Origin of the sequence: Comamonas aquatica (genome assembly GCF_018064205.1) — a bacterium.
GTDB classification, from domain to species: Bacteria; Pseudomonadota; Gammaproteobacteria; order Burkholderiales; family Burkholderiaceae_C; genus Comamonas; species Comamonas aquatica.
In genome coordinates this window covers 669,125-690,657 of sequence record NZ_CP072916.1, presented here as the reverse complement: position 1 = coordinate 690,657, position 21,533 = coordinate 669,125, and the positions used below count along the sequence as shown (strand labels likewise).

At 66.3% G+C, this 21,533-nt stretch carries 18 protein-coding genes and 2 pseudogenes; 11 read left to right on the top strand and 9 right to left on the bottom strand.

Going from position 1 to position 21,533, the window contains the following annotated elements; all coding sequences use genetic code 11:
- Positions 1–74 precede the first annotated feature (74 nt).
- From KAQ61_RS03220 to KAQ61_RS03210, 3 genes are all read left to right on the top strand, one after another.
- A complete protein-coding gene (locus tag KAQ61_RS03220) occupies positions 75–1,352 on the top strand; it encodes a BaiN/RdsA family NAD(P)/FAD-dependent oxidoreductase (protein WP_210930475.1) in 1,278 nt (425 codons plus the stop codon).
- 191 nt (positions 1,353–1,543) lie between these two features.
- On the top strand, positions 1,544–1,756 hold the full coding sequence (rpsU, locus tag KAQ61_RS03215; protein ID WP_003052999.1) for a 30S ribosomal protein S21: 213 nt from the start codon (positions 1,544–1,546) through the stop codon (positions 1,754–1,756).
- A 156-nt stretch (positions 1,757–1,912) separates the two neighbouring features.
- Positions 1,913–2,359 carry a GatB/YqeY domain-containing protein gene (locus KAQ61_RS03210; RefSeq protein WP_210930474.1) on the top strand — a complete coding sequence of 149 codons (447 nt, stop codon included), beginning with the start codon at positions 1,913–1,915 and terminating at the stop codon, positions 2,357–2,359.
- 62 nt (positions 2,360–2,421) lie between these two features.
- Here the strand turns inward: KAQ61_RS03210 and KAQ61_RS03205 are convergent, their stop codons facing one another.
- Together KAQ61_RS03205 and KAQ61_RS03200 are read right to left on the bottom strand one after the other, a co-directional pair.
- A complete protein-coding gene (locus KAQ61_RS03205) occupies positions 2,422–3,363 on the bottom strand; it encodes a LysR substrate-binding domain-containing protein (protein WP_276514463.1) in 942 nt (313 codons plus the stop codon).
- Between the two features lie 62 nt (positions 3,364–3,425).
- Entirely contained in the window at positions 3,426–4,445 is a 1,020-nt protein-coding gene (locus KAQ61_RS03200) for a Bug family tripartite tricarboxylate transporter substrate binding protein (protein WP_420839378.1), read from the bottom strand.
- 158 nt (positions 4,446–4,603) lie between these two features.
- On the opposite strand from KAQ61_RS03200, the gene KAQ61_RS03195 reads away from it, so the two are divergent.
- The 4 genes from KAQ61_RS03195 (at position 4,604) to KAQ61_RS03180 (ending at position 8,879) form a co-directional block, all read left to right on the top strand.
- Positions 4,604–5,557, top strand: a complete 954-nt coding sequence (locus KAQ61_RS03195; RefSeq protein ID WP_210930472.1) for an MBL fold metallo-hydrolase — start codon at positions 4,604–4,606, stop codon at positions 5,555–5,557.
- Between the two features lie 160 nt (positions 5,558–5,717).
- The gene (locus KAQ61_RS03190; protein WP_210930471.1) at positions 5,718–6,806 is read left to right on the top strand and encodes a tartrate dehydrogenase; all 1,089 of its coding nucleotides are present in this window, start codon (positions 5,718–5,720) and stop codon (positions 6,804–6,806) included.
- Positions 6,807–6,967: 161 nt separating this feature from the next.
- A protein-coding gene (locus KAQ61_RS03185; RefSeq protein WP_409819019.1) for an IS5 family transposase occupies positions 6,968–7,766 on the top strand; the annotation gives its coding sequence in 2 pieces (ribosomal slippage) (positions 6,968–7,240 and positions 7,242–7,766; 798 coding nt in all).
- 81 nt (positions 7,767–7,847) lie between these two features.
- On the top strand, positions 7,848–8,879 hold the full coding sequence (locus KAQ61_RS03180) for a patatin-like phospholipase family protein (RefSeq protein ID WP_154164287.1): 1,032 nt from the start codon (positions 7,848–7,850) through the stop codon (positions 8,877–8,879).
- Between the two features lie 47 nt (positions 8,880–8,926).
- Here KAQ61_RS03180 and KAQ61_RS03175 read toward each other — a convergent pair whose 3' ends face one another.
- Positions 8,927–10,102, bottom strand: a complete 1,176-nt coding sequence (locus tag KAQ61_RS03175) for a GGDEF domain-containing protein (protein WP_244982967.1) — start codon at positions 10,100–10,102, stop codon at positions 8,927–8,929.
- Positions 10,103–10,180: 78 nt separating this feature from the next.
- Positions 10,181–10,423, bottom strand: a pseudogene (locus KAQ61_RS03170) (LysR family transcriptional regulator); the annotation flags it as partial.
- Here KAQ61_RS03170 and KAQ61_RS03165 point away from each other — a divergent pair.
- A pseudogene (locus tag KAQ61_RS03165) lies at positions 10,423–10,812 on the top strand (aldolase/citrate lyase family protein); the annotation flags it as partial. The pseudogenes KAQ61_RS03170 and KAQ61_RS03165 sit on opposite strands and share 1 nt — an antisense overlap.
- Positions 10,813–10,884: 72 nt before the next feature.
- Here the strand turns inward: KAQ61_RS03165 and KAQ61_RS03160 are convergent.
- The 3 genes from KAQ61_RS03160 to pmbA all read right to left on the bottom strand — a co-directional run bounded on the left by KAQ61_RS03160 (position 10,885) and on the right by pmbA (position 16,373).
- Positions 10,885–13,503 carry a sensor domain-containing protein gene (locus tag KAQ61_RS03160; RefSeq protein ID WP_210930469.1) on the bottom strand — a complete coding sequence of 873 codons (2,619 nt, stop codon included), beginning with the start codon at positions 13,501–13,503 and terminating at the stop codon, positions 10,885–10,887.
- Positions 13,504–13,759: 256 nt separating this feature from the next.
- On the bottom strand, positions 13,760–14,647 hold the full coding sequence (locus tag KAQ61_RS03155) for an EamA family transporter (RefSeq protein WP_420839405.1): 888 nt from the start codon (positions 14,645–14,647) through the stop codon (positions 13,760–13,762).
- A gap of 316 nt (positions 14,648–14,963) precedes the next feature.
- On the bottom strand, positions 14,964–16,373 hold the full coding sequence (gene pmbA / locus KAQ61_RS03150; protein WP_210930467.1) for a metalloprotease PmbA: 1,410 nt from the start codon (positions 16,371–16,373) through the stop codon (positions 14,964–14,966).
- 68 nt (positions 16,374–16,441) lie between these two features.
- Between pmbA and yjgA the strand changes: the two genes are divergently transcribed.
- The 3 genes from yjgA (at position 16,442) to KAQ61_RS03135 (ending at position 19,023) form a co-directional block, all read left to right on the top strand.
- Positions 16,442–17,134, top strand: coding sequence for a ribosome biogenesis factor YjgA (yjgA, locus tag KAQ61_RS03145; protein ID WP_210930466.1), 693 nt, complete (start codon positions 16,442–16,444; stop codon positions 17,132–17,134).
- Entirely contained in the window at positions 17,131–17,724 is a 594-nt protein-coding gene (gene mog, locus KAQ61_RS03140) for a molybdopterin adenylyltransferase (RefSeq protein WP_210930465.1), read from the top strand. The genes yjgA and mog overlap by 4 nt, the downstream gene beginning before the upstream one ends.
- A gap of 96 nt (positions 17,725–17,820) precedes the next feature.
- Positions 17,821–19,023, top strand: a complete 1,203-nt coding sequence (locus KAQ61_RS03135) for a multidrug effflux MFS transporter (protein WP_210930464.1) — start codon at positions 17,821–17,823, stop codon at positions 19,021–19,023.
- Between the two features lie 149 nt (positions 19,024–19,172).
- On the opposite strand, the gene KAQ61_RS03130 is transcribed toward KAQ61_RS03135, so the two are convergent.
- On the bottom strand, positions 19,173–20,252 hold the full coding sequence (locus KAQ61_RS03130; RefSeq protein WP_045266409.1) for a TRAP transporter substrate-binding protein: 1,080 nt from the start codon (positions 20,250–20,252) through the stop codon (positions 19,173–19,175).
- A 173-nt stretch (positions 20,253–20,425) separates the two neighbouring features.
- Positions 20,426–21,508, bottom strand: coding sequence for a TRAP transporter substrate-binding protein (locus KAQ61_RS03125; RefSeq protein WP_042412474.1), 1,083 nt, complete (start codon positions 21,506–21,508; stop codon positions 20,426–20,428).
- Positions 21,509–21,533: the final 25 nt, after the last annotated feature.

The window sequence follows — 21,533 nt, the reverse complement described above, 5'->3', positions numbered from 1 at the left end:
GCTACACTGCCGGGGCCGCCCGTCTGTGTGATGGGCGTTGCTTTTTTGGCCCCCATTCACGTACTTGCCGCCCCATGACTGCTGCCCCTGCCCTGCCCGCCACCACCGCCTTCGACGCCATCATCCTGGGCGCCGGCGCGGCCGGGCTGTTCTGCGCCGCGCAGGCCGGGCAGGCGGGCCTGAAGGTGCTGCTGATCGACCACGCCGAGAAAGTGGCCGAGAAGATCCGCATCTCCGGTGGCGGGCGCTGCAACTTCACCAACCGCGACCTGGACGTGCGCGCGCCGCACAAGCACTACGTGGGCCAGAACCCGCAGTTCTGCCGCTCGGCCCTGTCGCGCTACACCCCGGCCGACTTCATGGCGCTGCTGGACCAGCATGGCATTGCCTACGAGGAAAAGCACAAGGGCCAGCTGTTTGCCAGCTCTAGCGCGGAGGACATCATCCGCATGCTGCTGGCCGAGTGCGCCACCGGCCAGGTCGAGCACTGGCAGCCCTGCGCCGTCAAGAAAATCAGCTTTTTACCTTCCAGTGCAGATACAGCAAGCGCTGGCAGCTATGAAATTTCTACCGACCGGGGTGTGGTGCGCGCGCCGCGCCTGGTGCTGGCCACGGGCGGCCTGTCCATTCCCAAGATCGGTGCAACGGACTTAGGCTACCGCATCGCCCAGCAGTTCCAGCTGCCGCTGGTGGAACGCCACCCCGGCCTGGTGCCGCTGACCTTCGACGGCGCGGCCTGGCAGCCCTACGCCCAGCTCGCAGGCCTGGCCCTGCCGGTGGAAATCAGCACCGGCAGCAAGAAGGAACGCATGAGCTTTCACGAAGACCTGCTGTTCACCCACCGCGGCCTGTCTGGCCCGGCGGTGCTGCAGATCTCCAGCTACTGGAAGGCCGGCACGCCCCTGCAGATCAACCTGCTGCCCGGCACCGACCTGGCCGCGCTGCTGCAACAGGCCAAGGCCCGCTCGCGCAAGCTGGTGGTCAACGAACTGGCGGCCCTGCTGCCCACGCGCCTGGCCGAAGCCTGGGTCGGGCAGCAGCCCGAGCTGCAGCGCCCCATCAACGAGGCCAGCGACAAGGCCCTGGGCAAGCTGGCCGAGCAACTGAGCCGCTGGGAGATCACGCCCACCGGCTCGGAAGGCTACAAGAAGGCCGAAGTCACCCTGGGCGGCATCGCCACCCAGGCGCTGTCGCAGCAGACCATGGAGTGCAAGACCCAGCCCGGCCTGTACGCCATCGGCGAGGTGGTGGACATCACCGGCTGGCTCGGCGGCTACAACTTCCAGTGGGCCTGGGCCAGCGCCTTTGCCTGCGCCCAGGCCATGGCGCAGCAGCAGGCCGCGCAGGCCTGAAGCCCCAGTCCGCCAGTGGGCGAAGCGGCCACTGCAGATACATTTCCAAAAGTCGTTATAATGCTCGACTTTGCTGGCATATCCCCGTCGGCCATACTAGTTAATAGAGACGGGGAACAACCGCTGCTTATGGCTCTCAGGCCCGATCTTCCCGAGAACCCGCTGACAGCACAGATATATCTGGAAACTGAATGACTACCATCCGCGTCAAAGAAAACGAACCCTATGAAGTTGCCCTGCGCCGCTTCAAGCGCACCATCGAAAAGCTGGGTCTGCTGACCGACCTGCGCGCTCGCGAGTTCTACGAAAAGCCCACAGCCGAGCGCAAGCGCAAGAAGGCTGCTGCCGTGAAGCGCCACTACAAGCGCGTTCGCAGCATGCAACTGCCCAAGAAGCTGTACTAATCGTCGATTAGGATCAGTCGGCCGTCAAACGCCGCAAACCCGCGCTCGGGACGCCAGGCGCGGGTTTTTTGTTTTCTGGCCACTGCCCGGACGCAGTGACCTCTCGGTGCCAGGCCCTCACAGCAGCGGCCACGGCGCCCCACCCAGGAGAGATGTATGAGCTTGAAAGCCCAGATTACCGAAGACATGAAGACCGCCATGCGCGCCAAGGACAGTGCGCGCCTGGGCACCATCCGCCTGCTGCAGGCCGCGATGAAGCAAAAGGAAGTGGACGAACGCATCGAGCTCGATGACGCCGCCGTCATCGCCATCGTCGACAAGCTGATCAAGCAGCGCAAGGACAGCATTGCCGCCTTCGAAGCCGCCAACCGCGCCGACCTGGCCGATGTGGAAAAGGCCGAGCTGGAAGTGCTCAAGGTCTACCTGCCCGAACGCATGGACGAGGCCGAGATCACCGCCGCCGTGCAGGCCATCGTGGCCGAGCTGGGTGCCAGCGGCCCTGGCGACATGGGCAAGGTGATGGGCGCCGTCAAGGCCCAGCTGGCTGGCAAGGCCGACATGGGCCTGGTGTCCGCCGCCGTGAAGGCCGCGCTGAGCAAGTAATGGCGGACCGCGCTGGGCGCGGACTGCTCCAGGGTGTGGGTGCCGCTGTGCGCCCACACCCTTTATTTTGGGGGGGCTTGCACGACCTGCTGTATGGCGTGCTTGATCCCGGCTGGCTGCGTGCGGGCAAAGAAGGCCTGCAGAAACTCCACGCAGACGCGCACCTTGGCGGAGCGCTCCAGCCGCGTCGGGTACACGGCCCAGATGTTGGCGCTTTGCTGCCAGTCGGGCAGCACCTGCACCAGGCGCCCGGCGGCCAGCTCGGCCGCCACATCCCACAGCGAGCGCAGCACCACACCATGGCCGTCCAGCGCCCATTGCACGGCCATTTCGCCATGGTTGGTGGACAGCGGCCCGGTCACCTTCACGCTGCGTTCCTGGGCGCCGCTGCGCAGCTTCCACACGCCAAACGGGTGGTCGCGCTCCTTGATCACCAGGCAGTCGTGGGCCGCCAGCTCGTCCACGCTGCGCGGCACACCGCGGCGCTGCAGGTAGGCGGGTGCGGCGCACAGCACGCGGCAGTTGTCCGCCAGGTGGCGCGCGATCAGGTGCGGCGCAATCTCGTCGCCGACGCGCACATCCAGGTCCAGCCCCTCGGCCGCCACATCCACCAGGCGGTCGAACACCTCCAGCCGCAGCTGCAGGCCCGGGTAGCGCAGGGCCAGCTGAGACAACGCCGGTGCCACCACGTTGCGGCCAAAGCCAAAGCTGCTGCTGACCCGCAGCAGGCCCCGCGGCTCGCGGCGCGTGATCTGGGCTTCCTGCAGCAGGTGCTCCATATCGTCCAGGATGCGCTGCGCCCACAGGAAGATGCGCTCGCCCTCCTCGGTCACCACCACGCGACGTGTGCTGCGGTGCAGCAGCTTGACCCCCAGGGTGGCCTCCAGCAGGCGGATGCGCTTGCTCACATAGGCGGGCGAAGCCTCCAGCGCCGTGGCCGCCGCCACGAAGCTGGATTTGCGCACCACGGTGATGAAGACACGCAGGTCTTCCGGCGCGGGCATGGTGTGCACGATGGGCGTCTCCGTTCCACAAAACGGCCGATTGTAGGCAGGACGCGGCGCGCCTACAGGCTCATGCCGCTGTCCTGGATCACCTTGCGCCAGCGCTCCAGGTCCTTGGCGATCAGCTCGCCGAACACCTGGGAACTGCTGGGCATGGGCTGTGCGCCCTCGCTTTGCAGGCGCTCCAGAATGGCCGGGCTTTGCAGCGAGGCATTGATCTGCGCATTCAGCTGCTCCACCACGGCCTTGGGCATGCCCGCCGGGCCGACGACGCCATACCACTGGTCGGCCTCGAAACCGGGCACGGCCGCCTCGGCCACCGTGGGCACCTGCGGCAGGATGGCCACGCGCTGCGGCGAAGACACGGCCAGGGCCTTGACCTGCCCGGCCTTGAGCTGCGCCAGCACTGCGGGAATGCCGGTGAACAGCGCCTGCACCTGGCCGGCGACCAGGTCGTTGACAGCCGGGGCGGTGCCCTTGTAGGGCACATGCTGCATCCGCACCCCGGTCTGCTGCGCCAGGTAAGACATGGTCATGTGCGCCGCGCTGCCATTGCCGCCGGAGCTGTAGTTGATCTGGTCCGGGTGGGCCTTGGCGTAGGCAATGAAGGACGGCAGGTCGGTCACCGGCAGCGCGGGGTGGACCACCAGCACATTGGGCACGCGTGCCACCCAGGCGATCGGGGTGAAGCTACGCACCGGGTCATAGGGCAGCTTGGGGTACAGCGAGGGCGTGATGGCCAGGGTGCCCACATGCCCCATGAGCAGGGTGTAGCCATCGCCGGCCGCCTTGGCCACGCGGTCGGCGCCAATGCTGCCACCCGCACCGGCCACGTTCTCCGGCACCACGGACTGGCCCCAGGCCTTGGTCAGCTCATGCCCCATGGCGCGACCCAGGATGTCGGCCGAGCCGCCCGGCGTGAAAGGGATCACCATGCGGATGCTCTTGCTGGGATAGGCGCCCGCCGCCTGGGCCCAGGCGGCGGTGCCGCAGGCGAGCATGCCGGCCAGCAGGGCTATTGCCCCTGTGCGGCGGCGGTTCAGTGTAGAAACTGCGGGTGACGGTGATCGGTGCTTGTCCATCGGAACTCCTTGAAAGCGCAGGGACCTGGAAGCCGAATGTCCGGCCTGGCCAGGCATTTGTGCTTTGGGATTTGCCCGCACCCGCTGTCGCCAAGGCTGCGCCCTGCACACAGGGTGGCGCCATCGCCCTTCCATCACTACATACCCCAGGAGGTTTCATGCACGTCAATCGCCGCCGTTGGATTCTGAGCACCACCAGCCTGGCCGCTGCCAGCTGGCTGTCCGCCTGCGCCAGCCGCCCTGCCGCGACCAACACTGCCGCGCTGGGCTACCAGCACCAGGCCATCGGACAGGCCCGGGTGACGGCCGTGAGCGATGGCGTCACCCGCCGTCCCCTGGATGCCGGCTTCGTCAAGAACGCCCCACTGGCCGAGGTGCAGGCCGCCCTGGCGGCCGCCGGACTGCCGACCACGCACATCGACGTGCCCTACACCTGTTTCGTGGTCGAGTTGCATGGCAAGCGCTATTTGCTGGACACCGGCTTCGGCGACAACGGCGCACCGGGCACCGGACAGTTGCACCGCCACCTGCAGGCCGCCGGTATCGACCCGGCCAGCATCGATGTGGTGGTCATCAGCCACCTGCACGGTGACCACATCAATGGCCTGCGGCGCAAGGATGGCAGCCTGGTCTATCCCCAGGCCACGGTCTATGTGCCCCAGCCCGAGGCCGCGCACTGGCTGGACGACGCCCGCATGAACGCCACCCCGGAAGCCGCACGCGGCGGCTTCCGGGCGGTGCGCCGCGTCTTCGACGGCTACCCTGCCGCACAGCTGAAGCTGTTTGCGCCCGGCAGCGCGATTGCCCCCGGCCTGGCGACGGTGGCCGCGTTCGGGCACTCCCCGGGCCACACGGCCATCGCCGTGCAATCGGGTGGCGAACGCTTCACCTTCATCGGTGACGTAGCGCACTACCCGGCCCTGTTCGTGAAGCATCCCGACTGGCAGGTGCAGTTCGACATGAACCCCGAGCAAGCGCGAGTCACGCGCCACGCCCTGCTGGGCCGCCTGGCCCAGGAAGGGGGTTGGGTGGGCGGCTACCACTTCCCCATGCCGGCCCTGGGACGCCTGCGCGCTGCAGGCCCGGGCTACGACTGGGTGCCGCGCGCCTGAGCGGCCATCCCCCACGGCAGCCCTGGCCATGGCCGGGGCTTTTTGATGCCGCAATTGCGCACACTACGTAAACAATCAACGCACATTTTGCGGATTGCATGGTGCGCAGTCTGAATCAACAATGCCGCATCCCGTTGACAGAATTTCAGAAGGATTTGAGATGTCCACACCCCGCAAGATCGCAGTCATCGCCGGCGACGGCATCGGCAAGGAAGTCATGCCCGAGGGCCTGCGCGCCCTGGAAGCGGCCGCCCAGCGCTTCAACCTGCCCCTGGAGTTCCACCACTTCGACTGGGCCCACTGCGACTACTACGCCGAACACGGCCAGATGATGCCCGACGACTGGAAGGCCCAGCTGTCCGGCATGGACGCCATTTTCTTCGGCGCCGTGGGCTGGCCCGCCACCGTGCCCGACCACATCTCGCTGTGGGGCTCGCTGCTCAAGTTCCGCCGCGAATTCGACCAGTACATCAACCTGCGTCCTGTGCGCCTGTTCGAAGGCGTGCCCTGCCCACTGGCCGGCCGCAAGCCCGGGGACATCGACTACTACGTGGTGCGCGAGAACACCGAGGGCGAGTACACGGCCCTGGGCGGCATCATGTTCGAGGGCACGGACCGCGAGATCTGCATCCAGGAGTCGGTGTACTCGCGCAAGGGCGCCGACCGCCTGCTCAAGTACGCCTTCGATCTGGCCCAAAGCCGCGCCAAGAAGCACGTGACCCTGGCCACCAAGAGCAACGGCATCGCCATCAGCATGCCCTGGTGGGACCAGCGCGCCGACGCAGTAGCCCAGGCCTACCCCGAGGTCACACTAGACAAGCAGCACATCGACATCCTGACCGCGCGCTTCGTGCTGCAGCCCGGCCGCTTCGACGTGGTGGCCGCCACCAACCTGTTCGGCGACATCCTGTCCGACCTGGGCCCGGCCACCACCGGCACCATCGGCCTGGCACCGTCGGCCAACCTCAACCCCGACCGCAGCTTCCCCTCGCTGTTCGAGCCCGTGCACGGCTCGGCGCCCGACATCTATGGCAAGAACATCGCCAACCCCATCGCCATGGTCTGGTCCGGCGCGCTGATGCTGGACTTCCTGGGCCGCAGCGAAGGGGCTTGGCGCCAGGCCCACGACACCATCGTGGCCGCCATCGAGCGCACCATCAAGACCGGTCCGCGCACGCCCGACCTGGGCGGCACGGCCAGCACCACCGAGGTGGGCCAGGCCATCGCCGCCGCCATCGCCCAGGCCTGAGGCCGGCACTGGCCCCAGCCCGGGCCAGCGAATGCTCCTGAAACCAAAGCACTCCACGCGCACTGCACCTGCGCTGGAGTGCTTTTTTATGTAAATTCATCGCCACCAGGTGAGCCCCGAAGAACGTGTTTACGATCCTTCTATGACTCGACAATAGCCGAGTGAAGAGAAAGCCCTACGCCAGCGACGTCAGCAGAGAGAAGTTTGCGCAGATCGAGCCGCTGCTGCGCAGCGTGCGGCGCACCACGAAGCCGGTGACGGTGGACTTGTATGAAGTATTTTGCGCAGTGCTTTACCTGCTGCGCACAGGCTGTCAGTGGCGCTTCCTGCCACCGGAGTTTCCCAAGTGGCAAAGCGTGTACGCCTACTGGCGCAAGTGGAGTGAGCCTGACCAGCACGGTGTGAGCGTGCTGGAGCAGGCTTTAAAAAAAACAGGTTGGCGCGGCCCGCGAGAAACTGGTGCGCAACGCATGCAGCGCGTTCTTGATCGTGGACGCGCAGAGCGTGAAGAACACGGACACGGCGGCCCTGAAGGGCTATGACGCAGGCAAGAAGGTCTCGGGCATCAAGCGCCACATCGCGGTGGATGCCCAGGGCTTGCCGCATGCCATAGCGGTGACCACGGCTGAGGTGACGGATCGCAAAGGGGCACTGCAGGCGCTCAAGCGCTGCAAGCCCAACCTGGGCCGAGTGCAAAGTGTGCTGTGCGACAGCGGCTACACCGGCAAGCCTTTTGAGCAGGGTGTGCAGGAGATTGTGGGCGAGCACGTGACGGTGCAGATCGCCAAGAGGAGTGAGCTGCACACCTTCAAGGTCATGCCCAAGCGCTGGATCGTCGAGCGCAGCTTTGCGTGGCTGGACAAGAACAGGAGGCTATGGAAGAACTGCGAGCGGCTCTTGAACACCAGCCTGCAGTTCGTCCACTTGGCTTTCCTGGCCCTACTGCTCAGGAGATCGTAAACACGTTCTAAGGCCATACCGCCCCCCTGCGCCACGCGGGTCGATACACTTTGCGCTTCAGCAACCACCCCACTTTCCGGCATGCGCCTGACCGCCCTGTTGCGCCCCTGTGTCATTCTGGGCCTCACCGCCCTCACGGCCTGCGGCAGCCTTCCCCCCCGCACTGCGGACACCCCCGCCACCACCACCTCCGCCCCGCCCTCGGCGCCGCTCAAAATCGGCATCGCGCTGGGCGGCGGCGCCGCCAAGGGCTTTGCCCACATCGGCGTGATCAAGATGCTGGAGGCCAATGGCTTCGCCCCGGCCGTCGTCTCCGGCACCAGCGCCGGCAGCGTGGTGGGTGCGCTGTATGCCAGTGGCATGAATGCCTTTGAGCTGCAGGAAAAGGCCGTGTCCCTGGACGAGGCCAAGATCCGCGACCTGCAGCTGTCGTCCGGCGGCCTAGTGCAGGGCCAGAAACTGGAGGACTATGTGAACCAGCAGGTGCAGCGCAAACCGCTGGAGCAGCTGTCCAAGCCCTTCGTGGCCGTGGCCACGCGGCTGGAGGATGGCGCGCGCACCGTGTTCGCCCGCGGCAACACCGGCCAGGCCGTGCGTGCATCCAGCAGCGTGCCGGGCGTGTTCCAGCCCGTGCGCATCGGCAAGCACCACTATGTGGACGGCGGCGTCGTCAGCCCCGTGCCGGTCGATGCCGCACGCCAGCTGGGCGCCGATGTGGTGATCGCCGTGGACATCTCCAGCAAGGCCCGCGGCAAGACGCCAGGCGACATGCTGGGCACCCTGAACCAGTCCATCGCCATCATGGGCCAGAAGCTGGGCCAGGCCGAACTGGAGCGCGCCGACGTGGTCATCCGCCCCCAGGTGCTGGACATCGGCGCGGCCGACTTCAGCCAGCGTGCCAGCGCCATCCTGGAAGGCGAGAAGGCCGCCCTGGCGGCTATGCCGCAGATCCGCCAGCGCATCGCCCAGTTGCAGGCCGAGCGCGACCAGGCCGCACACACCGCGCAGCAGCAGGCCGCTGCGGCCCAGCGCCAGGCCTGCCTGGACCAGCGCTCACGCCTGCAAAAGCTGGCCGGCATGGCAGGACTGGACGCAGCCTGCACGGCCCCCTAACCCGACGCTGAACCGGTACTGGCGCGCGCCAGTGCTGGCCACCGGGCTCAGCCGCCCATGCCGTCGATGATCACGCGGTTGCGCCCCAGGGCCTTGCCGCTGTACATGGCGGCATCGGCGCGGGCGATGGCGGCCTCGACCGGCTCGCCGGGCTGGTACTGGGTGGCCCCCACGGTGCAGGTCACGGTCACGGGCTGGTCCACCAGGCGGTCCCAGGGCATGTCCTGCGTGCGCTGGCGCAGGCGTTCCAGCAGCACCAGGGCCTGGGGAATGTCGGTCTCCGGCAGCACCAGCAGGAACTCCTCGCCACCGTAGCGCCCGGCCACGTCGATGGCACGCATCTCGGTCGACAGCAAGCTGCCGAAGGCGCGCAGCACCGCATCGCCACAGCCATGTCCGTACTGGTCGTTGATGCTCTTGAAGTGGTCGATATCGAGCAGGGCAATGCTCAATGGCGTGCCGTGGCGCTGCACGCCCTCCAGCGCCAGGTGCAGCCGCTCCAGCACGCCACGGCGGTTGGCCACGCCGGTCAGCTCGTCGTAGCGCGCCAGTTGTTCGATGTGGGCCAGGGCCGCCGCCAGCTTCTGGTTGCTGGCACTCAGCCGGTACTGCATGCCTCGGAAATAGGTCACCAGCATGCTGCAGCGCACCACCGCACCCAGCATCACGGCGGCCGTCAGCAGCTGGCCGGCCAGGGTATCGGTGACCATGCGCATCTGTGGCCCACGCCAGCAGATGACCACGGCCACCAGGGCCAGGGTCAGGCCCCAGGTCAGCCAGAAGCTGGTGCGCCGCCGTGCCAGAAAACCGTCGGCACTGAACACCAGCAGCATGACCAGGGCCTGGAACGCCACCTGCGGGGCCACCACCAGCAGCCCCAGCACCCCGGAAATCGACATCAGCTGGTGCTCCAGGAACAAGCCCGGATCGCGCCGCTTCTGGCTCCAGCCGCTGGCATAGGCCCAGGTGATGAAGGCCATGCCCACGGCAATCCACAGGCCGTACCACAGCACGGCACGCAGCGGCGCATAGCCGGCCCAGGCATGGCCCAGGAACAGCGCCAGCGCATACAGGTGGCTCAGCGCCACCGACAGGTGCAACTGCCAGGTGCGACGGCGCCAGCGCTCGAAATGCGCTGCCTCGCTGACCAGGGGCGAGGCCGATTCGGGCCCCCACAGGAGAGGGCCCTCGCTTTTCTTCGGAGGTGGAAGGCTGGGTGTCATGGAAAACGCGTGTGGGTGCGCATTGTGCACCGCAGCCATTGTGGCGCAGATGCCCGGCTGGCCGGTGCCGCCAGGCGCTCAATCGCCGGCGCGCAGCGTTGCGGCCACCTCGCGCAGGCACTCCAGCAGCAGCCCGGTGGTGGGGGTCGGCGGCTGGCCGCGCAGCGTGATCAGGCCGACGGGGGGCAACTCGATCGGCACGGCCAGGTCCAGCACGGCCAGCGTGCCCAGGGCCGCGTGGTGGCGGGCCACGCTGCGCACCATGAAGGCCACGGCACCGCGCTGGTGCACAAAGGTCAGCTGCGACAGGAAGGATGCGGTGCCTGCTGGTGCAGGCCGAAACCACCACGGCCCTGGCCAACCTGGAAGCGATCTGCGCCGTGGACGGTGTGCACGGCGTGTTCATCGGCCCGGCCGATCTGGCCGCCTCCATGGGCCACCGCGGCAACCCCGAGGTCCAGGCCGCCATCGAAGGCGCGATGCAAACCATCATCGCCAGCGGCAAGGCCGCGGGCACGCTGACCTCGGACCCGGTGCTGGCCCAGCGTTACCTTCAACTTGGCTGCAGCTTTGTGGCCGTGGGCGTGGACGTGCTGATGTTCGTGAACGCCGCGCGCAAGCTGCGCACCCAGTTTGTAGGCGCCACGGTGGCGGCCCCGGCCATCTGGGCGGCTGGGCGGCTGGGCGGCTGGGCGGCACCCTGCAGGTGAATGGAGCTCACCGGGAATGCCCCGAACTTCATAGCTGCTGGCGCAGTCCACACCTGCGCCAACAGCTATTTTTTATGCTGATTCCTCGCCGTGCACCGGTTGGTCGGCGCTGTCCTGCGCGGGGGCCATGCGGGCCACCAGCCAGCGCTCCAGATCCTGCGGGGCCAGCGGCCGGGCGAACAGAAAGCCCTGGGCCACGGGGTAGCCCTGCTCGCGCAGCATGATGTTCTGCACCGGGGTTTCCACGCCTTCGGCGACCACGGTGAGGCGCAGGCTCTGGCCGATGCCCAGGATGGCGCTGCTCAGTGCGCGTGCGGCCTCGTCGTTCTCCAGGTCGGCCACGAAGCTGCGGTCCAGCTTGAGTTCGCTGACCGGCAGGCGGCGCAGGTAGCTCAAGCTGGAGTAGCCCGTGCCGAAGTCGTCCATGGACAGGCGCACGCCATGGGCATGGACCTCTTTGATGGTCTTCATGGTGCTGGGGTTGGTGTCCAGCAGGATGCTTTCGGTCAGCTCCAGCGTCAGGTCCTTGGGCGCCAGCGCGTGGCGGTCCAGGGTGTCGGCAATCATGCGTGGCAGGTCCAGGTTGTGGAAGCTGGACGGCGACAGGTTGACCGACACGGCCGGCACCGCCAGCCCCTGGGTGCGCCACGCGGCCAGCTGGCGGCAGGCCTCGCCCACGGCCCAGCGACCCAGGTCGGCAATCAGCCCGCACTCCTCGGCCAGCGGGATGAAACGCGTCGGGGAGATTTCTCCCAGCTGCGGGTGCGTCCAGCGCGCCAGCGCCTCGACCCCGTACAGCTGGCCGCTCGCCAGGTCCACCTGCGGCTGGTAGTGCAGGCGCAGCTCACCGCCCTGCAGCGCCTTGCGCAAGGCGTTTTCCAGCGCCAGGCGTTCCTGCGCCAAGCGGTTCATCTCGCTGCTGAAGAAGCTGAAGCGCCCGCGGCCACTGCTCTTGGCCTGGTACATGGCCATGTCAGCACGGTGCAGCAGGGTCTCCATGTCGCGGCCATCGGCGGGAAACATGGCAATCCCGATGCTGGCGGAGATGGCCAGCGCATTGTCGGCCAGCACCAGGGGCTCGGCCAGCTGCTCCTGCAGGCGCTCAATGGTGTTCGTGACACGCTCGGCATAGCACTGCGGCAGCACCGCCACAAACTCATCGCCGGACAGGCGGCCGGCGATATCGCCAGGCCCCAGCACCTTCTGCAGGCGCGCCGCCACCACGCGCAGCAGCTCATCGCCGGCCGGGTGACCCATGGAGTCGTTGACCTGCTTGAAGCGGTCCAGGTCGATGAACAGCACGGCCAGTTGCTCGTCGTTGCGCGCCGCGGCGGCCATGGCCTGGTCGGCATTGGCCTGCAGCAGGCTGCGGTTGGGCAGGCCGGTCAGGCCGTCGTAGAACGCCAGCTGGCGAATGCGCGCCCGGGTGTGCTCGCGCTCCAGGGCCAGGGCGCACAAATGGGTGCAGGCATCGACCAGTTGCTGGTGGTAGGCCGAGGCCACGCCCGCCGTCGCATCGCGGTAGTAAAACGCGAACGTGCCGATGGGCTTGCCCGCGGTGCCGCAAATCGGCGTGGACCAGCAGGCCTGGTAGCCCAGCGGCAGGATCAGGTGCTTGTAATCCCTCCACAGCGGATCGGTCGCGATGTCGGTCACCAGCACCGGGGCATTGCGCCACGCCGCCGTACCGCAGGAGCCGACCTCGGGCCCGATTGCGACGCCATCCAGCAGCGCGGAATATGAACTTGGCAGGCTGGGGCTGGCCAGGGGGTGCAGCAGGCCTTGCACATCGACTTCCAGGATGGAGGCCGTGACCTCCGGCGCGATACGCTCGACCTCCAGGCACACCATGTCCAGCACTTCGGACAGCGGCTGCTCGCGCGCCATGGCCTCGAGCACACGGTGCTGCAGGGCCTCGTGCATCTTGGAGCGCGTGATGTCCGTCAGCACGGACACCGTGCAGCTCCAGACGCCCTGCCCGTTGATGACGGGGTTGCTGGTGACCTTGGCCCAGTAGCGCTGGCCCTGCTTGCCCACCACGATCTCCTCGCTCCACACCGGCTTGCCGCCCCGCAGCTCCGAGCGGTATTGTTCAGTGAAGGTTTCCTGCATCTGCGGGGCCAGCAAGGCGATCGGTGCCTGGCCCAGCACCTCCTCCTGGGTCCAGCCGAACATGCGGCTGAATCCACCATTCACATAGACGATGCGCGACTGGCTGTCGCTGATGATGACCGCCGCATCGCTGGCATCGGCCACCAGCGACAGGCGCTCCAGGTGCTGCTGGTGGGCCTGTTCCTGCAGGTGGCGCTGCGTGACGTCGGTGGCCACCTTCAAGATCTGCGTGAGCTGGCCCTGGGCATCGCACACGGGCGTGTAGGTGGCATCCAGCCAGCAACTGCTGCCATCGCTGCGCACCCGTTCCACCACGCCCGAATGGGCCTGGCCAGCGCGCAGCTGGCTCCATAGCGCGGCATGGGCGCCGCTGTGCACCTGGGCGGCCGTGCAAAAGCTCTGGTGGCTGCGACCCAGGGCCTGGTCCTGCGAGAGGCCCAGCAGCTGCAGGTAATTGCGATTGGCGTGGCGCAGCACCCCGTCCAGGTCGAAGCTGGCCATCGCCATGACCCGGTCCAGGGCCTGGAACTGGGTGCGCTGCACTGCTTCGGGCAGCCCTTCGTTCGATTCTTCTCGCATCGCCAATTCCTTGAGTTTGTTGGTTTTTTTGTCTTTGTTGCGAGCCCTGTCACCAGGCCCCTGCGTGCAGGTGCCCGAAGCGGCCTCCCCGGTTGAGGGCTCCATAATAAGGACGAACCACCTGTGAGCAACAGTATGAAACAGTCGGATTTGCCGCTTGGGCAGGCCCCACGCCGTGCCTTGCGGGGGACAAAAAAAGCCCGGGGCACGCAGGCCGCCGGGCTGAAATGGTGAATGCGGCAACGCGTGCCGGCGATCAGCGCCGCAGCCAGCGGCTGCCAAACTGGTTGACCACCATGCCGACCAGCACCCCCAGCGTGCCCACCCATTGCCACATGGTGGGACGCTCGCCCAGCAGCAGCAAAGCCGACAGCAGGCCGATGACTGGCACCAGCAAGGACAGCGGGGCCACGGTGCTGGCCGCATAGCGCTGCAACAACTGCGTCCACAGCCCATAGCCCAACAAGGTGGACAGCAGCGCCAGATAGGCGATGACGCCCAGCTCGCGCCAACCGATGCCCTGCAGCTGCTGCGCCACGGCCTCCACCCCGTCCACCCCCACCGACAGTGCCAGCAGCGGCACGATGGGGAACAGGCTGGTCCAGACGATGAAGCCCACCGGGGTGTAGGCCCCGTATTGCGCGGCCTTGCGCGTCAGCAGGTTGGAGCTGGCCCACATGGCGGCGGCCCCGACGGTGATCAGAAAACCGACCAGTGTCATCTCGGTTGGGCTGTCGCCGTGGGCGGCACCAATCAGCGCCAGCCCGGCGATCGCGCACACCAGGCCCCACCACTGCCAGCGCTGCGGTTTTTCGCCCATGAAGGCGGCCGCCAGCAGCATGGTGATGAAGGCCTGCACCTGCAGCACCACCGAGGCCATGCCCGCCGGCATGCCCAGCTTCATGCCGGTGAACAGCAGGCCGAACTGGCCCACCCCCTGCACCAGCCCATAGGCAGCCAGCAGCCACCACGGCAGCGCCTGCGGGCGCCGCACGAACCAGACAAACGGCAAGGACGCCGCCACAAAGCGCAGCGCGCACAGCAGCAGGGGCGACAACGTGGCCAGGCCCCACTTCATGACGACGAAGTTCAGCCCCCAGACGACGATGACGACCAGGGCGCTGAGCCAGTCACGCTGGCTCATGCCGGCAGAAGGGAGGGGGGAAGCCAAAGACATAGAGAGGACACCTGTGCACGCACGCAAAAACCAAGGCGTGAGTATCACCCGGCCAGGCCCTGCCCGGCCGCAGCCGCAGTCACCCAGGTGGCGCCCGTCCGGCGCCCACTCGGCAGCAGGGCTGTTCGGTTCGGGCGAAAATCTTGATCAAAACAGCCTCCAGCGCTTGCTGGGCCAGCGCCAGCAGCTCCTTTTTTCGCACAGGTTTGGAGGGTGTGCCAGCCCACGACCGGCATGAAAAAAGCAGCCCGCAGGCTGCTGGGGGGAGGCGGGCAGTGCCGGCTCAGCTGCCGGCCACCTTCATGCGGTTGATCAGGATGGAGCCCACGGTCTTGGCACCGTAGTTGTAGGCATCGGCCCCCACGGCCTGGATGCCTTTGTACATGTCCTTGAGGTTGCCGGCGATGGTGATCTCTTGCACGGGGAAGGCGATCTCGCCGTTCTCCACCCAGAAGCCCGAGGCGCCGCGCGAGTAGTCGCCGGTCACATAGTTCACGCCCTGGCCCATCAGCTCGACCACCAGCAGGCCGGTGCCCAGTTTCTTCAGCATGACGTCCAGGTCATCGCCCGGCTTGGTGCGCGTGGACGTCAGCGTCAGGTTGTGCGAGCCACCGGCGTTGCCCGTGGTCTTCATGCCCAGCTTGCGCGCCGAATAGCTCGACAGGAAGTAACCCTGCACGCGGCCGTCTTCCACCACCATGCGCTGCTGCACCTTGACGCCTTCGTCGTCAAAGGGCGAGCTGCCCTTGCCGCCGAGGATGAAGGGGTCTTCCTCGATCTGGATGTGCTTGGGGAAGATCTGCTTGCCCAGGGAGTTCAGCAGGAAGGAGCTCTTGCGGTAGAGCGAGCCACCGCTGACCGCCTGCACAAAACCGCCCAGCAGGCCCGCGGCCAGGGGCGACTCGAACAGCACCGGGCATTCGGTGGTGGGAATCTTGCGGCTGCCCAGGCGGCTCAGGGCGCGCTGCGCAGCGTAGCGGCCAATCGCCTCGGGCGAGGCCAGGTCCTGCGCATTGCGCATAGAGCTGTACCAGAAGTCGCGCTGCATCTCGCCATGGCGGCCGGGCAGCGAGGCGATCGGCGCTACCGACATGCTGTGGCGCGAGCTGGCGTAGCCGCCGGCAAAGCCCCGGGTGTGGGCGCTGAAGAAATGGCTTTGCTGGGCCGAGACGCTGGCGCCCTCGCTGTTGGTGATGCGCTTGTGCGTGGCCATGGCGGCGGCCTCACACTCCACCGCAATGCGCGCCGCCTCTTCGCTGCTCACGTCCCAGGGGTGGAACAGGTCCAGCTCACGGTGCGTGGCGCGCGGGGCGATGTCGTCCGCGTCGGGCAGGCCGGCCGTGGGGTCCTCGGCCGTGAAGCGGGCGATGTCATACGCCGCCTGCACGGTCTGCTGGATGGCGGCTTCCGAAAAGTCCGAGGTGCTGGCATTGCCGCGGCGCTGGCCGATGTAGACCGTCACGCCCAGCGACTTGTCGCGGTTGCGCTCCACGGTCTCCAGCTCGCCCTTGCGCACGCTCACGCTCAGGCCACAGCCTTCCGAGGCATCGGCCCCGGCGTCGGTGGCGCCCAGCTTCTTGGCATGGGCCAGGGCCTGGTCCACCAGACCCTCAAAAAACGAACGGCTGTAGCTGAAGCCGGAATCGGCCTGTGCGGCGGTGGTGCTTGTGGCGCGGGAGCGAGGTTTATTCATAGCGGCGGATATGATACCCAGCACTGCGGCGCACCCTGCGCTGCCACCCTCATTCCCCCAGACACAACATGTCACGCAAACCCAAAAAAGGCTATTACGTCAAAGGCGTTTTCGTTGCCGAAGGCAGCGACCGCGACCTGGAACTGAAGGCCGAACTCAAAGGCACATGGGACGCGACCCGTACCGACCTGAAGAAAGAAAGCGACGCCCTGCAAGACCTGGGCGAAGCCCTGCTGGGCCTGCGCCCCAAGCTGCTGGAGCGCCTGCAACTGCCGGAAAAGCTGGTGGATGCCCTGGCCGAACAAAAGCGCCTGACCAACTTTGAAGCCAAGCGCCGCCAGATGCAGTTCATCGGCAAGCTGATGCGCAAGCTGGACGAGTCCCAGGTCGAAGCCGCCAAGGCCGCGCTGGAAGAGCAGCGCACCGGCGTCAGCCGCGAGCAGACCCACATCCTGGTGGCCGAGCAGTGGCGCGACCGCCTGATCGTCAGCGACGACCACCTGGGCGTCTGGCTGGACCAGTTCCCCGCCACCGATGTGCAGCAGCTGCGCACGCTGATGCGCCAGGTGCGCAAGGACGATGCCACCGCCATCGCCAAGGCCAAGGAGGCCGAGGCCAAGGGCCACATCCTGCCGCCGGCCAAGAAGGGCAAGGCCTACCGCGAACTGTTCCAGCTGCTGCTGGCGCACATCAACGGCACGGCCGACACCGAAGAACCCGCCGTGGACGACGACTTGCTGGACGACGAGGACGAGGCATGAGCCTGCACGACGCAGTGAAGATCGGCATCGTCTCGATCAGCGACCGTGCCAGCAGCGGCGTGTACGCCGACCAGGGCCTGCCCGCGCTGCAGGACTGGCTGGCACGCGCACTGCACAACCCGATCACCTTCGATGCGCGCCTGATCCCCGACGAGCAGGCCACCATCAGCCAGACACTGGTGGAGCTGGTGGATGCCGGTTGCAGCCTGGTGCTGACCACCGGCGGCACGGGCCCGGCCCTGCGCGATGTGACGCCCGAGGCCACGCTGGCAATTGCCGACAAGGAAATGCCCGGCTTTGGCGAGCAGATGCGCCAGATCAGCCTGAAGTTCGTGCCCACGGCCATCCTGTCGCGCCAGGTGGCGGTGGTCCGCGGCCGCAGCCTGATCATCAACCTGCCCGGTCAGCCCAAGGCGATTGCCGAAACGCTAGAAGGCCTCAAGGACAGCAGCGGCCAGCAGCTGGTACCCGGCATCTTTGCCGCCGTGCCCTACTGCATCGATCTGATCGGCGGGCCCTACCTGGAAACCCAGGACGCTGTGTGCAAAGCCTTCCGCCCCAAAAGCGCCCAGCGCGTGCGCCCGTCGTAAACTGCGGCCCAGCACCTGACCACCCAGGCACATGCGGCGCATGTGCCTTTTTTCTTGGGGCCCCGTCAATCGCGGGGCCACCGCCAACCGCTCTGCATGCCACGTAACCTCTCTCTGACCTTTGTTCTCGCGCTGTGCACCATGATGGGTGCCCTGGGCATCGACACCTATCTGCCCTCCTTCCACGCCATCGCACAGGAGTTTGCCGTCGGCCCCGCGGCCGTCCAGCAGACCCTGAGCGTGTACGTGCTGGCCATGGCCATCACCATGCTGTTCTACGGCACGCTCAGCGACACCTTCGGCCGCCGCCGCGTGCTGGTCTTCGCCAGCCTGGGGTTTGCCATCACCTCCACCGTGGCGGCCCTGGTGCAGAGCATCGAGGCCCTGATCGCCGTGCGCTGCGCCCAGGGGGCCATGGCCGGCGCCGGCATGGTGATTGCGCGCGCCATCGTGCAGGACCGTTTTCACGGCGCCGACGCGCAACGCATGATGAGCATGGTGATGTTCTGCTTTGGCCTGGCGCCGGCGATTGCACCGGTGTTTGGCGGCTGGCTGCAAGCCCACGGCGGCTGGCGCGCAGCCTTCTTCTTTCTGACCGGTTTTGGCCTGCTGCTGACGCTGTTGTGCTGGCGCGTGCTGCCCGAGACCCTGCCCGCCGACAAGCGCGTGCCGCTGCACCTGCGGGTGATCGCCGGCAACTACCTCACCGCCCTGCGGCACCGCCAGTTCCGCCGCATGGTGGCCGGCCTGGCCCTGATGGCTGGGGCCAATGCCATCTACATCAGCGCGGCCGCCGAGTTCGTGATGGGCATCCTCCGGCTGGAGGAAACCTCCTTCGGCTGGCTGTTCATCCCGCTGATCGGCGGCTCCATGCTGGGCTCGGCCATCTCCGGCGTGCTGGCCAAGCAGATCGCACCCCATGTGCAGCAGCGCATCGGCTACGGCGCCCTGCTGCTGGGCTGCGCCAGCAATGTGCTCTACCACCTGCTGACCGACATGCCGGTCGTGCCCTGGGCGGTGCTGCCCATCGCCTGCTACACCCTGGGGCTGGCGCTGCTGATGCCCATCCTGTCGCTGCAGGTGATGGCCCTGTTCCCCGACATGCGCGGCCTGGCCTCGTCGCTGCAGGGCTTCACGCAGATGAGCGTGTTCGCCATCATGGCCGGGGCCGTGGTGCCCCAGCTGTTCCACAGCGGCCTGGCCCTGGCGCTGGGGCAATGCATCACCGTGGTGTGCGGCATGCTGGTGTGGTGGTGGTCCCTGCGCAGCGCCGCCGCCCAGGACGCTCCACAATCATGAGCACGCTACGCTTGTTATTCGATGCTTTCCCGCTGTTTTGAAGCTGAAAGTGTTTATTGACAAGCGCTGACCGCTTCTGTTTTTAAAAAATCAGGGTCAAAAAAAGGCAGCCAGATGGCTGCCTTTTTGTATGCCGGATCCCGGCGCCATTACAGCTTCTGGGTGGACATGAAGTTGTCGAAACGGCCTTCGGCAAAGCGGAACCACAGCACCTGGTCGCGCTGGAAGTTGCGGTAGTCGGCGTAGATCTTCTTCCAGTCGGGGTTGCTCTTGTCCAGGTCGGCGTACAGGTCCATGGCGCTCTTGAACGAGGCTTCCAGCACCTGCTGTGGGAAAGGCAGCACCTTGGCCTTGGCCGCCACCAGTTGCTTGAGCGCGCCGGGGTTGCGCGAGTCGTAACGCGCCTGGCAGGTCACGTGCGCCTCCATGGCGGCAGCGCGCACGATGGCCTTGTACTCGTTGCTCAGGCTGTTGAAGGCCTTGTCGTTGATGTACAGCGACAGGTTCAGCGAACCTTCCCACCAGCCGGGGTAGTAGTAGAACGGCGCTACCTTGTTCAGGCCCAGCTTCAGGTCGTCGTAAGGACCGATCCACTCGGCCGCATCGATGGTGCCCTTTTCCAGCGACTGGTAGATTTCACCGGCCGGAATGTTCTGGGGCACGCCGCCCATGCGCTCGATCACCTTGCCGGCAAAGCCGCCCACGCGGAACTTCAGGCCCTTGATGTCCTCGGTGGACTTGACTTCCTTGCGGAACCAGCCGCCCATCTGCGCGCCCGTGTTACCGCATGGCAGAGGCACGATGTTGTACTTGGCGTAGAACTCCTGCATCAGCTTGCCGCCGTTGCCATCGACCATCCACGAGGTCAGCTGGCGCGAGTTCATGCCGAAGGGAATCGCACCGCCAATCGCAAACACTTCGTTCTTGCCGAAGAAGTAGTAAGGCGCTGTGTGCGCCGCTTCCACGGAACCGTTTTGCACGCCATCCACCACGTTGAACGCGGGCATCAGCTCGCCAGCCTGGTGGACAGAGATTTCAAACTTACCGCCGGTTTGCGCCTTGACCGATTGTGCAAACACATCGGCCGCACCATAAATGGTGTCCAGCGACTTGGGGAAACTGGAGGCAATGCGCCAGCGCAGTGCAGGTTGTGCGTGCACGGCTGGGGCTGCGGCGGCAGCCAGAACACCGGCGATACCGGCATTTTTGAGCATGGAACGACGATCCATTCGGGGTCTCCTTAGGGGTTGTAAAACGAACCTCTCCCTCCTGCATCGCTTCTTTGGCGATGTACAGGCGAAAAAAAACCGGTGCTGTCGCGCCAGGGCGCGCATATCCGCCGGTTCCGGGAAGGCTGCCAATGCATGAGGGTATTCATAGCTTGGCAGCGGATATCACAGGCTTAGAGCTTGACCGAGGTCATGTACTGGTTGTAGCGCAGCTCCGAGAAGCGCTCCCACAACAGCTGATCGCGCTGGAAGGCACGCATGTCCTGGTGGATCTTCTTGAACTCGGGCGACTTGGCCTCGTGCTCGGCAAACACTTCCATCGAGGCCTTGAAGCCGGCGTCCATGACGTCCTTGGGGAAAGCCTTGAGCTGGGTCTTGTCGGCCACCAGCTTCTTGATCGCGATCGGGTTGAACGCGTCGTACTTGGCGGTCATGTCGCGCGCAGCCACGCGGGTGGCGACATCGACGATTTCCTTGAACTCGGGCGACAGCGCGGCATAGGCCTTGGCATTGACGAAGAACTCCAGCTCGGCGCCACCTTCCCACCAGCCGGGGTAGTAGTAGTAAGGTGCGACCTTGTTGAAGCCCAGCTTCTGGTCATCGTGCGGGCCGACAAACTCGGTGGCGTCCAGCGTGCCCTTTTCCAGTGCCTGGTACACATCGCCGGCCGGCATGTTCTGCGACACCACACCCAGCTTGGCCATGGCTTCGCCGAACAGGCCTCCGCCCAGGCGCATCTTCAGGCCCTTGAGGTCGGCCACGGACTTCATTTCCTTGCGGTACCAGCCACCCATCTGGGTGCCGGTGTTGCCGGCGCTGTAGCTCTTGATGTTGTAGTTGGCGCAGAAGGCATCAAACAGCTTGCGGCCGTTGCCGTGCTCCATCCAGGCATCCATCTGGCGGGCGGTCAGGCCGAAAGGCACGGCGCAGCCAAACGCGAAGATCGAGTTCTTGCCGGTGAAGTAGTAGGGCGCAGTCTGCGCCATTTCAATGGTGCTGTTTTCCAGCGCGTCCACCACGCCAAAGGCGGGCATCAACTCACCAGCAGCGTGCAACGACACTTCGAACTTGCCACCGGACAAGGCCTTGACGGTTTGGGCAAATTTTTCAGCACTGCCGAAGATGGTGTCCAGCGACTTGGGAAAGCTCGATGCCAGACGCCAGCGCACGGCTTGTTGCGCATGCACGGCTGGTGCTGCAGCGGCAGCCAGGACACCAGCAATGCCAGCATTTTTGATGAGGGAACGACGGTCCATTTTTTCTCCTTAGATACGCAAACAC

Excerpts from the sequence above, each read along its gene's own strand:
- KAQ61_RS03180 (WP_154164287.1), top strand. The coding sequence starts at position 7,848 with ATGCGCCTGACCGCCCTGTTGCGCCCCTGTGTCATTCTGGGCCTCACC.
- KAQ61_RS03135 (WP_210930464.1), top strand. The coding sequence starts at position 17,821 with ATGCCACGTAACCTCTCTCTGACCTTTGTTCTCGCGCTGTGCACCATG.
- KAQ61_RS03160 (WP_210930469.1), bottom strand. The coding sequence starts at position 13,503 with ATGCGAGAAGAATCGAACGAAGGGCTGCCCGAAGCAGTGCAGCGCACC.
- KAQ61_RS03155 (WP_420839405.1), bottom strand. The coding sequence starts at position 14,647 with ATGAGCCAGCGTGACTGGCTCAGCGCCCTGGTCGTCATCGTCGTCTGG.
- rpsU (WP_003052999.1), top strand. The coding sequence starts at position 1,544 with ATGACTACCATCCGCGTCAAAGAAAACGAACCCTATGAAGTTGCCCTG.
- KAQ61_RS03220 (WP_210930475.1), top strand. The coding sequence starts at position 75 with ATGACTGCTGCCCCTGCCCTGCCCGCCACCACCGCCTTCGACGCCATC.
- KAQ61_RS03175 (WP_244982967.1), bottom strand. The coding sequence starts at position 10,102 with ATGACACCCAGCCTTCCACCTCCGAAGAAAAGCGAGGGCCCTCTCCTG.
- KAQ61_RS03125 (WP_042412474.1), bottom strand. The coding sequence starts at position 21,508 with ATGGACCGTCGTTCCCTCATCAAAAATGCTGGCATTGCTGGTGTCCTG.
- pmbA (WP_210930467.1), bottom strand. The coding sequence starts at position 16,373 with ATGAATAAACCTCGCTCCCGCGCCACAAGCACCACCGCCGCACAGGCC.
- yjgA (WP_210930466.1), top strand. The coding sequence starts at position 16,442 with ATGTCACGCAAACCCAAAAAAGGCTATTACGTCAAAGGCGTTTTCGTT.
- KAQ61_RS03210 (WP_210930474.1), top strand. The coding sequence starts at position 1,913 with ATGAGCTTGAAAGCCCAGATTACCGAAGACATGAAGACCGCCATGCGC.
- KAQ61_RS03205 (WP_276514463.1), bottom strand. The coding sequence starts at position 3,363 with ATGCCCGCGCCGGAAGACCTGCGTGTCTTCATCACCGTGGTGCGCAAA.
- KAQ61_RS03130 (WP_045266409.1), bottom strand. The coding sequence starts at position 20,252 with ATGGATCGTCGTTCCATGCTCAAAAATGCCGGTATCGCCGGTGTTCTG.
- KAQ61_RS03195 (WP_210930472.1), top strand. The coding sequence starts at position 4,604 with ATGCACGTCAATCGCCGCCGTTGGATTCTGAGCACCACCAGCCTGGCC.
- mog (WP_210930465.1), top strand. The coding sequence starts at position 17,131 with ATGAGCCTGCACGACGCAGTGAAGATCGGCATCGTCTCGATCAGCGAC.
- KAQ61_RS03190 (WP_210930471.1), top strand. The coding sequence starts at position 5,718 with ATGTCCACACCCCGCAAGATCGCAGTCATCGCCGGCGACGGCATCGGC.
- KAQ61_RS03200 (WP_420839378.1), bottom strand. The coding sequence starts at position 4,445 with ATGGACAAGCACCGATCACCGTCACCCGCAGTTTCTACACTGAACCGC.